Annotated in this window: 9 protein-coding genes; all 9 read right to left on the minus strand. The window is 59.1% G+C overall.

Annotated features, from left to right (window positions below; translation table 11 throughout):
• Nucleotides 1-34: 34 nt before the first annotated feature.
• Nucleotides 35-1,363 (minus strand): DUF1254 domain-containing protein, encoded by a 1,329-nt coding sequence (locus A15D_RS02265; RefSeq protein ID WP_233192015.1) that lies wholly within the window; start codon nt 1,361-1,363, stop codon nt 35-37.
• Nucleotides 1,364-1,727: 364 nt separating this feature from the next.
• Nucleotides 1,728-2,687 (minus strand): SPFH domain-containing protein, encoded by a 960-nt coding sequence (locus tag A15D_RS02270; protein ID WP_102790598.1) that lies wholly within the window; start codon nt 2,685-2,687, stop codon nt 1,728-1,730.
• 32 nt (nt 2,688-2,719) lie between these two features.
• Nucleotides 2,720-3,172, minus strand: a complete 453-nt coding sequence (locus A15D_RS02275) for an NfeD family protein (RefSeq protein WP_102790599.1) — start codon at nt 3,170-3,172, stop codon at nt 2,720-2,722.
• 390 nt (nt 3,173-3,562) lie between these two features.
• The gene (locus A15D_RS02280) at nt 3,563-4,051 is read right to left on the minus strand and encodes a peptidylprolyl isomerase (RefSeq protein WP_102790600.1); all 489 of its coding nucleotides are present in this window, start codon (nt 4,049-4,051) and stop codon (nt 3,563-3,565) included.
• 27 nt (nt 4,052-4,078) lie between these two features.
• The gene (locus tag A15D_RS02285; RefSeq protein ID WP_102790601.1) at nt 4,079-5,071 is read right to left on the minus strand and encodes a lysophospholipid acyltransferase family protein; all 993 of its coding nucleotides are present in this window, start codon (nt 5,069-5,071) and stop codon (nt 4,079-4,081) included.
• Complete coding sequence (locus A15D_RS02290) at nt 5,064-6,062, minus strand: MBL fold metallo-hydrolase (RefSeq protein ID WP_102790602.1); 999 nt, start codon at nt 6,060-6,062, stop codon at nt 5,064-5,066. The genes A15D_RS02285 and A15D_RS02290 overlap by 8 nt, the downstream gene beginning before the upstream one ends.
• The gene (locus A15D_RS02295) at nt 6,059-6,505 is read right to left on the minus strand and encodes a chemotaxis protein CheW (RefSeq protein WP_102790603.1); all 447 of its coding nucleotides are present in this window, start codon (nt 6,503-6,505) and stop codon (nt 6,059-6,061) included. The genes A15D_RS02290 and A15D_RS02295 overlap by 4 nt, the downstream gene beginning before the upstream one ends.
• A gap of 29 nt (nt 6,506-6,534) precedes the next feature.
• Nucleotides 6,535-7,548: a chemotaxis protein CheB gene (locus A15D_RS02300; RefSeq protein WP_102790604.1), complete on the minus strand. Its 1,014-nt coding sequence runs from the start codon at nt 7,546-7,548 to the stop codon at nt 6,535-6,537.
• Nucleotides 7,545-14,723, minus strand: coding sequence for an Hpt domain-containing protein (locus tag A15D_RS02305; protein ID WP_102790605.1), 7,179 nt, complete (start codon nt 14,721-14,723; stop codon nt 7,545-7,547). The genes A15D_RS02300 and A15D_RS02305 overlap by 4 nt, the downstream gene beginning before the upstream one ends.
• Between the last annotated feature and the right edge of the window lie 22 nt (nt 14,724-14,745).

Below are 14,745 nucleotides of genomic sequence, written 5' to 3' on the forward strand. Positions count from 1 at the left end.
AAAGGGGCGCTCTGAGCGCCCCTTGGGTGGGGCGTTACTGAGAGAGTTTCTTGATTACTGGCGGTTGCCAGCTGCCGTCGAGAATCGCTTGCTCACCCCAATAGGCGCGGATATACAACGAGAAAGTACCTTGCGGTGCCGGCAGCCAGTTACTCAGCTTGTCTCCATCGGGTTGGCTATGCCCTGCGTACAGCGTCAGGGAGCCATCCTCGTTCAGTTCCAGATCCTTGTTCTTGGTACCCAGTGAGTAGCGCTGCAGCTCATTGGGGTAGAACAGGTGCTTGTCGTTATACAGGGTCAGTGACCAGAAACCTTTTACAGGAGGTGTCTCGCCCTTGGCAAAGGTAATGCTGTAGAGGTTGTCACCGGTCAGCTGTTGGCCGTTGCCGTCGTTATCAGTATAGAAATACTGGGTTTCGTTCGGACGGTTGTCGAACATGTTGGAACGGGCTGTACCGGTGCGCATGGCATAGTCGATGCCCCAGTCAGCATTATTCACCGAACGGTTCCAGCCGTTACCTGCGGGTTTGCCGTTATTTTCCCATTTAAAGAAGTCAGCAATAACGGTTTTTTCTGTCTCCTTGGCGACCTCTACCAGAGCTTGTCTGATCTGTGGGTCTTGTTCGGCGGCTGCCAGTAGAGCACGAATGTTGGCATACAGTGCTTCTTCACCAGGCAGCGGAGGAACCTGATCCAGTACGGCAGGCAATTGGTCAAAGAATTTCTCAGGGGAGACCCACTTGGTTTCCCCGTCACTCTTGGGTGCAGGGAAGTGTGGGAGCTTGGACCAATCGGTGACCTTCATTTCGCCATCAAACTCAGACAGCGGGTAAACATTGATCTGGCTGATGACGGGTTGAATGGCTGCTTTGTCTTCCGCAGTAGAGTCCATAAAGGCCCGTGGGATGATATTGGCCAGCTCGGTGGAAGAACGGATCACGCGATTGATGCCGTCCGGGACTTCGCCTTCCCAGTTAGGGCCAACCAACAGGTAAAAGCCGGGTTCGGTGCCATAGGGCTTGCCGAGTTCTCCCACTTGGTCGGTGCGTTGATCGTAGATGGCATAGACCCAGAAACGATCGCCGAAATCGGGAACCTGAATAACCACGGGTTGCTTGTCCAGTGAGAAAAAGCCAAGGCCGTAGACCACATCCTGATTGGGGCAGGTGACGAAGGTTTCTGCCGGATCGATATAGTCGGAGAGCATCCCCATATGACCCTGAGGAGCCACGGGTACGATTCCGTTCATCAGACCCGGCTCCGGGGCCTGAGTGATGCCTGCCCGCCGGTTGGCCTGGTTTACCATGGGCCAGGCCCATACATAGGCCTGAGCGGCAATCACTTTGGCATAGGAAAGTGGCATGGCGGCGTTAGCTTGGGGCTGACTAAGGTCCTGAAATGTAGTGGCAGCCGGCTTCGTCGATGGTGCAGCTGAGGTTTCGACTTTGTCATTATTACAACCGACAAGGGCGGCAGTACCCAATAGTCCAAAGGCGAGAATCGCGGGCTTCATTTTACGCTCCATGTGAAATTTTAGTTTTTTGAATCTATAGAAGCCTCCGCAGACTGGCCAGGGTTCATTGAGCAAGACACAACTTGCAGCACAGTTTGAACGCAGGCGTGTAACGCGCGGTAAAAAAGGGGGGAATGTGGGGAGTGTGTCGCGAAGACAATAAGCTTGCCTGCTGACGATGTTCGCGTGCAGGCAAGCTTCTACCAGAGAGAGATCAGCCCGGGGTTTTTTCCACGGTCTTGAGAACTTTCTGCAGGCCGGCCACAGCAGCGCCAATATCGCTCAGGCCATTGGGCAGCAGCATGGTGGTGGATTCCTTGGCCACTTTCTCGAAAGCGGCAACGTATTGCTCGGCGATGCGCAAGCTGACGGCTTCTTCGCCGCCGTCTTCACGCACGGCACGGCCTACCATCTGCAGACCCTTGGCGGTCGCCAGGGCGACCAGCTCGATCTGCTTGGCGCGACCTTCCGCCTCATTGATCTGCTTCATCTTCTCCCCTTCGGAGATATTGATCATCTCCTGCTTTTCCCCTTCCGAACGGTTGATCGCGGCCTGACGATCCCCTTCGGAACGGTTGATGGCGGCCTGGCGCTCCCCTTCGGATTCTGCCACCACCGCACGACGCTCACGCTCGGCCCGTACTTGCTTCTCCATCGCGTCTTTGATGGACACCGGCAGGTTGATATCGGCCACTTCATAACGCAGGACTTTGACACCCCAGGGCTGTGCGGCTTCATCCACCGCTTTCACCACTTCCATGTTGATTTCACCCCGTTCTTCGAACGTCTTGTCCAGATCAATTTTACCGATCACCGAACGAAGAGTGGTCTGGGCCAATTGCTGTGCCGCCAGCACGTAGTCATCGACACCGTAGCTGGCCGCTTTCGGATCGATGACCTGCAAGTACATGACACCATCAATGGACACTTCGATATTGTCCTTGGTGATACAGCTTTGACGGGGTACGTCACGAACAATTTCCTTGAGGGAGTGCTTATAGGCGACACGGTCAATAAAAGGCATCAGAAAATGCAGACCGGCATCCAGCGAGGTCTGGAACTTGCCCAATCGCTCCACCACAAACACCTGCCGCTGCGGCACGATGCGGATGACCATGAACAGCAGAACGACTGCACCAATGGCAATCAAACCGGAAATAATCAGACCTTCCATTTAACTTTCCTTGTGTCGTTGTCGGGATGAATTTAATTAGAGGCGGCGGGGTCCCAGGGTTCCACCGTGAGCCACAGGCCGTCGTGCTTGACGATCCGTACCATCTGGCCTGGCTTGAGAGGCTGGCTGCTTTGCGCCTGCCAGCGGGCGCCACGATAATTCACCGTGCCGGTTCCATCAGTAAAGGGATCTGCCACCGTAGCGCGCTGACCGATCAGCCCGGCGCTGTCTTCCTCACCTTCGTGCCGTTGCTCTTTCCCCATCAGCTTTTCGCTAAGCACGCGGCGAACAAAGACCAGCAACAACACGCTGATGAGCGCGAACAGGGTGAGTTCCCAGGTGGTGTCGTCGAGCAGACCGATAAACTTGAGACTGCCGACCACAATGGCGGCGATACCGAAAAAAATCACCACCAGACCAGAGATGGCGAACTCGGCGATGATCAGTGCCAGACCGGCAATAATCCAGTAACTGTATTCCGGCATTCCCGTGCCCTCTTTCTCATGCTTTTGGCTGAGTACGATAGCACAAATCCGCTGGCATGCAGCACTCGACAACATGAGAGATATGGGGAAGAGGAAAGCGGCAAGCTACAAGCTTCAACGCGGGAAAGGAAGGCGGGGCGGGTGATGCTGCAGGCCGCGATTCGGGAGAGGGTGCGAGTGACGAGTTTCGAGTCACTAAAAACCCAAACCCTGAGCCCGATTGTGCCTTTCGCAACTCGAGACTCGCTTCTTTGGAATCCTCACCTCGCCAAGGCCCGGATCGCCATGCAAGCATGAGCTCCTACAGCAACTTCGTTTTGGGATACAAAAAACCCGGCCGCATTGGGCCGGGTTTTCCTTGTAGCTTGCAGCTTGAGACTTGTCGCTAAATCAGTGCTGATGGCCACCGACACCGTGGGCATGCTTGTGGGCCTTCTCTTCGTCGCTGGCGTCACGGATATCGGTGATATCCACCACAAAACGCAGCGCCTTGCCGGCCAGCGGGTGGTTGGCATCCACGTCCACGGTCTTCAAGCCGACTTTCAGTACGGTCAGCATACGCGGACCTTCTTCAGTGCTGACGGTGACCACCTTGCCGGGGACCAGCTTGCCCGCATGCTTGAGATACTTGCGGGAGATTCGCTGGAACAGGGTATTGTCGTACTCACCATAGGCCTCTTTGGCCTCCACGGTGACGTCCACCTGTTCGCCAACCCCCTTGCCTTCCAGTGCCTTCTCCAGCCCGGCAATGATGTTGTTATAACCATGCAGGTAGGCCATGGGCTCACCGGTTTCGTTGGAGTTTTCGATCTCGCTGCCATCTTCGGCATTGAAAAGCTGGTAGTGCAGGGTAACAACCTTGCCGTTTTCGATGGTCATGGGATTCTCCAGAAAAATAAGACCGAATTACATATCCGCGTCCGGATGCAGACCCAGGGTCTTGCGATCCACCCCCTGCTCGATCTGCCTGAGCAAAGGCATGGACTCGCGATACCAGTTGCGTCGCCCCTGGGGGCTCCACTTGAAACGCTTGTAGGTCCACTGGTACTGCGCCACGTTACGATCAATACAGCGCTGCAATGCCGCATTCATTTCCGTGAGAATCGCGGTGCAATCACTGGCCTGCTCGATGTCAGGGGAATGCTCGAAATGGATATGGATATCCTTCACTCCGCCCTCGCCACGCTGGCAGGACACAATGAACACATGGGGCCGGTATCGTTGAACCAGTTTGTCGATCAGGGCGGGCGTGGGCACATCATACCCGAAGAAGGGAACACAGGGATTACTGCGGTTACCGGGATTATGGTCAGACAGAATACCCAGGGTACCGCCCGCCTTCATTGCCGCCAGCGCCTTCTTCACCCCCTGGCTGTTGGTGGGAATCAGGACCGAGCCGGTGCGCTCCCGCGCCGCTTTGACCATGGCATCCATCAGGGTCGCGGGGTGCGGCTGGTACATGATCAGGGTTTTTTCCGGGTCTGTCTTGTCGCCCAGATACAGGTTGCTGATTTCCCAGCTGCCCTGGTGCAAAGACAGTAACAGCACCGGGCGCTCACTGGCCGTAGCCTCAAGAAATGCCTGCTCGCCATGGATACGGGTCACCCGGCCAAGCGTTTGTGCCACCGGCCGATGCCAGACATGACTGAACTCGGTCAGGGTACGCCCAAGCTCCGCCATGCTCTTGCGTCCGATCCGCCGGGCCTCGGCCAGACTCATGTCCGGATGGGTGGCCAGCAAATTGATTAACACCACGCGGTAGGCACTGGCATAGCGCAATGGCACCAGTGTGATCAGGCTCGCCACCAATGCGCCAAAGGCAGTCACCAGCGGCAAGGGAAGCCAGGCAAGAAAACGGACAACCAGCCACAACCGGTGCCCCTTGTAGGATTTACTCATGGTGCTCATCAAATGTCAGGGTCTCGCCGTGCTGGGCGACCCGAAATGTCTCAGGGTTAATCTGTTGTTGTTGCAGGGCCGCTGCCAGTGCCTTGGGAGGCGCATCCATGGCCTCGTCTGTCAGGACAAAGGTGCCCCAGTGCATCGCCACCGAGTGGCGCGCCTGGATCTCCTGGTGTATCTGCACCGCCTCTGCCGGATTGATATGTACCGGCGACATGAACCAGCGTGGCTCATAGGCACCGATAGGCAGCAACGCCAGATCTACCGGCCCCAGAATCTCACCAATCTGTGAAAACAGCGGCGCATACCCGGTATCGCCGGCAAAATACAATGAGAACGCGGGAAATTCCAGACGCCAGCTGCACCACAGGCTACGATTATTGTCACCGGGCCCCCGGCCACTGAAATGCTGTGCAGGCAGACAGAACGCTTCGACCTGGCCATGAAAACCGCTCTGCCACCAGCCCAGCTCAATGATTCTTTCCACTCCCAGCTTACGCAGCCAATCGGCCACGCCGGTTGGCACAAACCACTGAATATCCGCGCCATACTTCGCCTGCAGAGCCGTTACCGAGGCCTTGTCCAGATGGTCATAGTGATTGTGGGAGACCAGCACCGCATTGATGGGCGGCAACTCGTCAATGGTGAGGGCCGGCGGCACCGCCCGTTTCGGTCCGGCAAAGGAGAAGGGCGAACACCGCTCCGAGAACACCGGATCGGTGAGCAAATTCCAGCCGTTGTACTGAAACAGAAAAGTGGAATGACCAATCCAGGTCAGCCTGGGCGTGTGGGCTGGCTGGGCCAGCGACGCCAGGTCCGGCTTTTGTAGCGGGAAAGCCTGATGACGGGGGAAGCGACCACGGGTATCCCATTGCCAGCGCAGGAAATCCTTCAGCCCGTGCTGCGGGGTAGGGTAGAGGTTGCGAAAACGCCCCCTGGCTGGCGGCTGCTGCGCCGCCATTGCCTGCAGCCGGTCACGATCGATCATGACAGACCGGCGACCGCCCCCTCGATGGCATCCAGATCGGGGATCACGGCCAGATCCCCACCAACCTGGATATACATGGACTCTGCCGGGCCGGTGTCCACCGGCTCTTCGACCGGATCATCCTTGCCGACTTTAAGGAGACGCGGAATCCCCTGCACGATCACCGCATAAAAGGGCGTCTTGCCGGCCACGGTATTGAGCACCGCAATCCGGGCATCCTGACCAATGGTGATCTGACCAGACTCGTTGAGCTTCTCGAAAGACACCAGCGGAATGTTCTGGTCACGCCAGCTGAGCCAGCCCAGCAGCCACTCCGGCCCCTGTCCGGGCCGGTCCGGCTGGCGCAAGGGGATTACCTCGGCCACCACAATGTTCGGCACCAGCCAGGGGCGCCCCTGCATGGGAATCAGCAAACTGTTGATGTCGGATGGCAAGCTCGCCATAAGCATTCCTCAATGGTTCGTGCCGGCCGCTAACCCGCCTGCACGTTCAGTTCTTTTCTTACCCGTTCTACCAGCTGCAGGGCAAGCTGTTCCGGGGAGCCACTGAAACTGACGCACCCGGTTTCACGCACCGAATCCGGCTGACTGCTCACCGCACAGGTGTCGGCACTCTGTGCCCAAACCGGACACCCCATGGCTGACAGCCTAGGTGCCGCGATGGCGCCGTCATTGCCCATCCCGGAAAACAGGATGGCACCACTGGCCTGGCCAAACCCCTCACCCACGTGCTGGATGACCTGATCAATGGAGGGCGCATAAGGCCCTTCCCAAGGCTGATGGGTAGACTGGATGCGACCATCATGGCGAAACTGTACCGCATACTCCACCGGGGCAATGGCCAGCTCACCATGACGCAGGGCTTCGCCGTCACGCCCTACCTTGCAATGAATCTTGTTATCGCGGCCCAGCACACCGCACAGCGTATCCAGAAAGCTGCCATCAATGTGTTGGGCCAGCACAAACGCCACCGGCAAATTGTCTGGCAGGCAATCAAGAAACACCTTTACTGCGGCAGGGCCACCGAGACTGGCACCCAATACCCAGACCCGCTGTGGCCGGTCCGCAGGAGCGATAGCCTGAAATTCCCGCGGCGCAGGAATTTGCTGACGCGGTGGTTTCGCCGGAATGACATCGAGGCGCTCTTCCACTGCCGGTTTGCCGATAAAGCTGACCAGCTTGGTCACCAACCGTCGCTCCCATTTCGGGTAGCGGGCATCGGTACGGGCCGGGGCCTGACCGTCACAAAACAGGATTGGCGCATCCGCCCGCTCAAGCAGGGTATCCAGAAACGCCTGCCAACGGTCCTCGCTGGACAGGTCGACCACCCACAAATCCAGGGCATCTTCCGAAAGCCAACGGTCTTCCAGAGCATCGGGCTCCGTGCTGACCACCACCTGATACCCCTGGCTTTTCACCGCACTGGAAAGCAGGTGGCCCTGCAGTGTGTCGTCGGCAATCACACCGACGCGGCCGGGCGCGGTCATTCGTTGTGACTTTCCTGCAACTCACCCAGCAGTTCACGGATGGTGTTGAGCAGTTCGTTTTCCTGGAAGGGTTTGCCCATGTAGCAATTCACCCCGATATCAAACGCCCGCTCGCGGTGTTTCTCACCGGTCCGTGAGGTAATCATGATGATCGGTACATCCATCAGGCGGGTGTCATGCCGCACATGGGTTGCCACTTCGAAACCGTCCATGCGTGGCATTTCGATATCCAGCAGCATGACATCCGGTTTGACGTCTTCCAGTTTGGCGATGGCGTCCATCCCGTCTTTGGCAGTAACCACTTCGTAGCCATTGCGCTCCAGAAGACGCGTGGTCACCTTTCTCACCGTTACCGAGTCGTCCGTTACCATCACCACTGGCGTCTCGCGGGCTGGCGCAGGCTCGACATCCGGTAGCGCCGGGGTTTCTTCCACCTCGACCACCGGCAGGGTCGGCACTTGAACGTGCGCTGCACGGATCAACGAATGGATATCGAGAATGATCACCACGGAGCCATCCCCAAGGATGGTGGCACCACTGATACCCGCCACACTGGCAAGCTGCGGCCCCACGGACTTCACTACCACTTCCCGGGAGCCCACCAGGTCATCTACCACAATGGCCACCGTGTGTTCGGTGCTGCGAATCAGCAGTACCGGCATGGGAGTGGTCTGGTTTTCCAGATGCGGGGCGCGGTTACCATGGACAAAGTTGCCCAGGTAGACCAATTCGTAATCCTGGCCTACGTAGGTGTACACCGGATTGTCTTCTTCAAAATAATGCTGCAGTTCGAAGGGGCTGATACGCACAATGCCTTCGATCTGATTCAGCGGAATGGCATAGGTATCTTCCGCCGCTTTCACCATCAAGGCGCGGTTCATGGCCAGGGTGAAGGGCAGGCGAATAATGAAACGCGTGCCTTGCCCCTTGCGCGAATCAATGGTGACCGAGCCACCCATCTGCTTGATTTCGCTGGCCACCACATCCATGCCTACGCCTCGCCCGGAAATCTGGGTCACGGCGGCCGCCGTCGAGAAGCCGGCATGGAAGATAAATTGCTGGATTTCCTGATCCGAGAGCTGCGCATCCGGCGCCACCAGGCCTCGCTCGATGGCTTTATTCAGTACCGCTTCGGTATCAATCCCCTTGCCGTCATCGGACAGGGTGATCACCACCTCGCCCCCTTCTCGGCCCAGTTCCAGATTGATGCGACCGGTATCATCCTTGCCGGCAGACTGACGTCCCTCGGCGGTTTCGATACCGTGGTCCACCGCGTTACGCAGCATGTGCTCCAGCGGCGCGACCACACGCTCCATCAGCGAGCGGTCCAGTTCGCCTTCCGGGTTAAGCACATCGAAGTCCACACGCTTGCCCACTTCACCGGAAATCTGGCGCACGATACGGCGCAGACGCGGTACCAGTCGGGTGAACGGTACCATGCGCGTGCGCATGAGTTTTTCCTGCAGCTCGGTGTTGATACGTGATTGCTGCAACAGCAGGGTTTCGGTGTCTTTGGTGCGGTCGATCAGGGTATTACGCAAATCCAGCAAGTCAGAGGCGGATTCCGACAACTGCTTGGTAATCTGATGCAGCTCGGAGTACTGGTCCATTTCCAGAGGATCGAAGTCCTCATCGAATTCACCGCGATCCACGCCCTTCTGATAGTTGGACATGATCTGCGCTTCGGTTTCTGAATCCAGGCGGCGCAGCTGCTCGTAGAGACGGTTAACGGTATTGCCCATCTCTTCCAGGTTGAAGGTGAATTCGGAAATCCCCTGTTCCACCCGACCACGGTTAATGGAAGTCTCACCGGCCAGGTTAACCAGCGCTTCCAGCACATCCGCGCCCACCCGAACCATTTCCTGTGGCTGAGCCTGCGTCTGGCGCTGGCGGCGATCATCCGGTTTCGGTTGTTGTGGCTGCGGGCTGGCAGCGGGGATCACTTCTGTGGCGGGGGCCGCTTCAGGCTCCGCCGTGACCTCTGGCAGGTTGGCGCTACGGGCCACACTTTCCATACCGCGACTGATCTGGTCATGCCAGGCCAGCATGGGTTTGAAGTCGTCCTGGCTGGGCGCACCGGTACGCTTGTCCAGATCCAGCAGATAGGTTTCGAAATCGTGGCTGATATCACCCAGCTCTTTCAGGCCGGCCAGACGCGCACCGCCCTTGAGGGTATGCAGGGCGCGCTTGAGATCATCCACAAAGTCATGACTTTCCGGGTGATCTTTCCAGCTGCTCAGGCAGCCATCAATGATTTCCGACAGCTCTTCCGACTCTTCCAGGAAAATCGCGAGAATTTCCGGGTCGGTATCCGGCTGCCAGTTTTCGCCAAGCACCACAGGCTGCGGGGCAGCGGCTTGCTCCGGCTGTACAACCGGCTTATCTACGGCGGTGGTGTCTTCGATCGCGGGTTGCGCTGCAGGCACCTGGGCGGGTGCGGTATCCATGGCCGGCAGGACAAAGCCGGCAGGATCGGCCACGTAATCATGGATCGCGACCATCAGCACATCGCCGGAAGGCAACGGACGATTGGCCTTGAGCGCTTCGACCATTTCAGCCAGCCGATCGTGGCAGCGATGCAGCAAGTCGATCAGTGATGGCTCCACCGACAGTTGGCTCTGCGCCAACCCTTCATACAGGGTCTCCAGCTCATGCCCCAAGTCACCCAGTTCCGGCACCTCGGCCATACGGGCGCCGCCCTTGAGGGTGTGCAGGTCACGCTGCAGAGACTGCAACTCGATCAGGTTATCCTGCTGCTCTACCCAGGTGTCCAGGCTGTTACCGGCAGACTCGAGAATCTCGTCGGCTTCTTCCAGGAAGATTTCTACCAGCTCCGGGTCTCGCTCCGGTTGGGGCAGCGCCTCGCCGGAGTGCGCATCCTCAACCGCAGCGGGCTCGGCAGCCGGAGCTGGCGCAGGTGTCACCTCAGTAAATTCAGGGGCACTTTCCAGGGGGGAGGTGTCTGCCACACTCGTGGTGTCGGCAGACTCAGCCGGCTCACCGGACATAAAAGCACGAATGTCGGCTTCCAGCTCCGGGGAGCCCCCAGGCGCACCCCCGCCCTTGAGGCTATCGATCATGTCTGCCAGTCGGTCGTGGCAGCGGTGCAACAGTGCGAACAGGGACGGCGCTACAACCACCTGACCGGCGTTATAGCCCTCGTAAAGATTTTCCAGCTCGTGGGACAAGTCCCCAACCGGCGCGATACCGGCCATGCGGGCACCGCCTTTCAGGGTATGCAGGTCGCGCTGCAGGGCGCCGACGTTGCTGCTATCGCCGTTTTCCCACTGGTCGAGAATGTTGCTGGCGGACTCAAGAATTTCTTCCGCTTCTTCCAGGAACAGTTCGACCAGCTCCGGGTCAAGATGGGCCTGATACTGGCTGCTGGTGCTGTCTGGCGCGTCCGGCAGGGTGTCAGGGACGCCCTCGCTACCCACATCCATGGCGGCGGCGTCGTTCAGCGGCGCGCCGCCGGGGCCGTCATCCTCCGGGCCGGGGCCACTGGCCACCAGTTCACGCAGGGTATCGACCAGCCCCAGCTCTGCCCGCACAGTCTGTCCGGCGGCCAGGCAGTCCATCATGTTCATCAGGGCATCCTGGCCCTCGGCGGTTTGCTCAAGCAGTTGTTCGCTGAAGGCCAGCCGACCACTTTCTACTGCGCTGTAGCAATCTGCCAACGCAGCGGCCAGCTCCTGGATCTCACCGAGCCCGGCGGTGCTGGCACTGTTGGCCAACAGGTTCAGCTCATCACGCAGACGGACCAGTTCTTCTGTCTGCTGAGGGTGCTGCCCCCACTGCGCCAGCAGCTGCTCCGCATCCACAATCAGGTCCATGCCTTCGGACAGGAAGACCGCCAGAATGTGCGGATCGGCCTGATTAAGGCTGGCACCGGTGCTGCTGTCCTGCTGCTGTAGGGCCGCGATCAACGCATCTGCGCCGGGCAGGTGCTCCTGATGAAGCCCCTGATCCAGATTATCGGCAATCAGCTCACCGACCTGACGGATCAGGCCAACCTGTTCATTGCTGGCTCTGCGGTTATTGCTGATCAGATCACGCACCAGCTTTTCCGCTGGCTCCGCCACTTCTGCCACGGCCTCGATCTCGGCCATACGAGCACTGCCCTTGAGGGTGTGCAGAGCCCGGTGAACCTCGTCATCGACGGTGTGTTCGGAGAGGTCATTATCCAGGCTAAACAACCAGCGCGTGACCAGTGCCAGGTTACGACGGGCTTCACTGGCAAAGATCTCCAGCAACACCGGATCCTTGCCACTGGCCGCATCGGAGGCATCACCCTCGTCCAAGGTCGCCATGTCGGGGATATCGGCCAGGGTATCTGCCTCGCCGTAATCGGGCTCCTGCTCCGGCAGGGTCAGCTCGATGGTGTCATCGAATTGGGTTGCGTCTTCCTCTTCGTCGTCACCACCGAGATCGATATCAATGGCGTCATCCAGCGTCCCCTCATTGCTGGACTCCAGATTCCAGGGATCCTGCTTTGGCGCATCACTAACGGCATCTTGAAAGGCGCTGACGTCATCGTCAGACAACGACAGACCCGTTTCCGGCCCGTCTTCCGTCTGCGGCTCGTCGCTGCCTTGCAGACTGTCCTGAGTCGGAGCCACCTCCGTCAGGGTCAGCGTGATGTCATCCGTGGACTCATCGCCCCGGGCATCGTCGGACTCAGCACTTTCCGCTGTCGCATCGCTGTCACCGGCAGTGGCAGTGGCAGTGGCAGTGGCCCCGACCTGCGGGACCGCATCAATTTGCCCCCCTGCCGCCAGCGTGTCGGCAGCATCCGCCAGCGGCTGAACGTCATAGGGATCGGGCTGGCGCCGGGTAAAGGCATCAACCAGCGCCGGAACACGATCACGCACCTGCTGAACCAGCTCGATCAGGGTCGGGGTCGGCTCGATGGTCTTGTCGATCACCCGGTTCATCATGTTTTCCACTGACCAGGCCAACTCGCCAACGGTGGTGGCACCCACCATACGACCAGAGCCCTTCAGGGTGTGGAAAGCTCGGCGGAACTCCACCAGTGACTCTTCGTCACTGGTGTTGGCGACCCAGCGGGGGAAAAATTCGTCCAGGGCTTCCAGCACTTCGCTGGCTTCTTCCTGGAAGATTTCGATGATCTCATCGTCGATCAGGTCATCGCTGTCGTCCCCGGCATCGCTGCTGGCAGATTCCTCTGCCGCGACCACGTCGAGGGTTTCAACCGGTTCAGCCAGCTCCGGGGTGTCATCGACATCCACCGCTTCGGCTTCGATCACATCGCTTTGCGCCGGACTCTGCGGCAGCGTCAGCTCGATAGTGTCGTCCTGCTCTTCGCTGACGACAGCCTCGTCATCGTCAAACGCCAGCGGTTCGACATCCTGCTCCACCGTCTCGGGGGCAACCTCATCGCTAGCAGGCGCTTCTTCCAACTCGGTGACGGCAGCGGCGTCCAGCTCGATGCGCTCTACATCGACGGCACTGCTATCAAATTCGGTATCGTCCGCGAGCGGATAACCCAACGCATCCACACTGGCACGGGCCAGATGCAGAATGTCATCGGTGGTTTCCGGGTCGTCGCTGAGACGCTCCAGATAATATTCCACCGAGGTAATCGCATCGGCCAGGGTATCCATGCTGCGCCAATCCGGTTTCGGCTTGTCACTGGCCAGCAGTTGCTCTTCGATAAAACGCACACACTGGCGCAGAATGGCGCCTGGTCGTGCCAGCTGAATGACTTCCAGACCACCGCGCACCGCATTCAGACGGTCCGGCACCGGCGCCAGATGTTCGGTGCTCCATTGCGAGGCAATGAATTCGACAATACCGTCTTTGGCTTCTTCCAGGCCTGCACGGCATTCCCGCAGCACCGCATCCATGGCCTGGCCCACGTGGCCTGGTATATCACCCAGCTCGCCACCGGCCTGTCCACGGCGGTCCCCGCCGCTGATGCCCGCCAGCGTTGCTTCTACATAGAGCAGCGCCCCGGCAATATCCATCAAGGCTTCTCGCTCGGCGGGGTGCTTGCCTGCCACGATGTCTTCCATGGCACGCAGCTGTTCTTCTACCAGCGCGCGTGGCTGGCCCAGCCCCAGCACGGCCACGGTATCGGCCACCTGTTTCAGGGTGACCGTCTGCGGTTGCAGGGTGGATGCATCGGTATTGCCGTTATGGACAAACGATTCCAGGGCATCCTTGACGGTGGTGAGCTCTTCGGAAAGGGCCTGCACCACAGAGCTCATGGCCTCCGCATCCGGGCCGGTCATCCGTGCCCGTTCGGCATTCACCAGATCATCGGAGGGCAGGGCATCGTCAAGGCGATAGCGAGCCTTGATATCGCGGATACGGGCACTGGCAGATTCGGCCTTGGCCACGTAGTAAAGCAGGTTCTTGAGCAGGTCGGTGGGCGCGGGCTGGTTAAGGCTTGCCGCCCCCTCAGTCACCAGCGCACGCATCGTGCGGTCGATCTGGCCGAGCATCATCTTGACGGAGGTACCCAGCACGATGGCGTCTTCGGACAGACCATCCACCAGTGCGTGGCTGATAGACCACAAGGGCGCGCGTGGCGCATCCCCCGTCACTTGCTCAAGCTTGGTGAAAACCTTGGCCATGTAACCGAGATTTTCACCCATGCGATCGTTACGCAGCACCCCAAGCAGTGCGATCTGGAACATCTGACGAATCTTTTTCGCCAGTGCCACAAAACGCGGATCGTCCAGCAACGCCTGGGGTACCTGACCCCGGCCGGCGGCCTCACTCAAGTCGGGCTTGAACAGTGCGGTTTCAGAAAGCAGGGACTCGCCACGGGCCGCGCGCAGATCATTCAGCAACGGCAGCAGGACCACCGGGAGATCACGACGATTGCTGGCCACCCGATCCAGATAAGGAGGCAGCTGCAGGATCGCCCGCATCAGGGTTTCCTGCCCGTCGGCCACATTGCCAACGCGACCTTCCAGCAACGCCTGGGCCAGCTTTTCCATTTCTTCGGCCAGCAGGGCAGCGCCGTAGAACTCTACCATCTGCAGGGTGCCGAACACCTGATGCAGGTGGGCCTGGCAAAAACGCATACGGGTGGCGTCGTCCGGGTTTTCCACGAACGCTTCCAGAGCCTGCTGCGCCTGGTTCAGGGTTTCCTGGATTTCCCCGCGAACCCAGTCCAGAGCCAGATAGTCGTGACGGTCACTCATGACGTCTCCTGTCATACATCAA

Source organism: Alcanivorax sp. MD8A (assembly GCF_002888555.1).
Taxonomy (GTDB): Bacteria; Pseudomonadota; Gammaproteobacteria; order Pseudomonadales; family Alcanivoracaceae; genus Alcanivorax.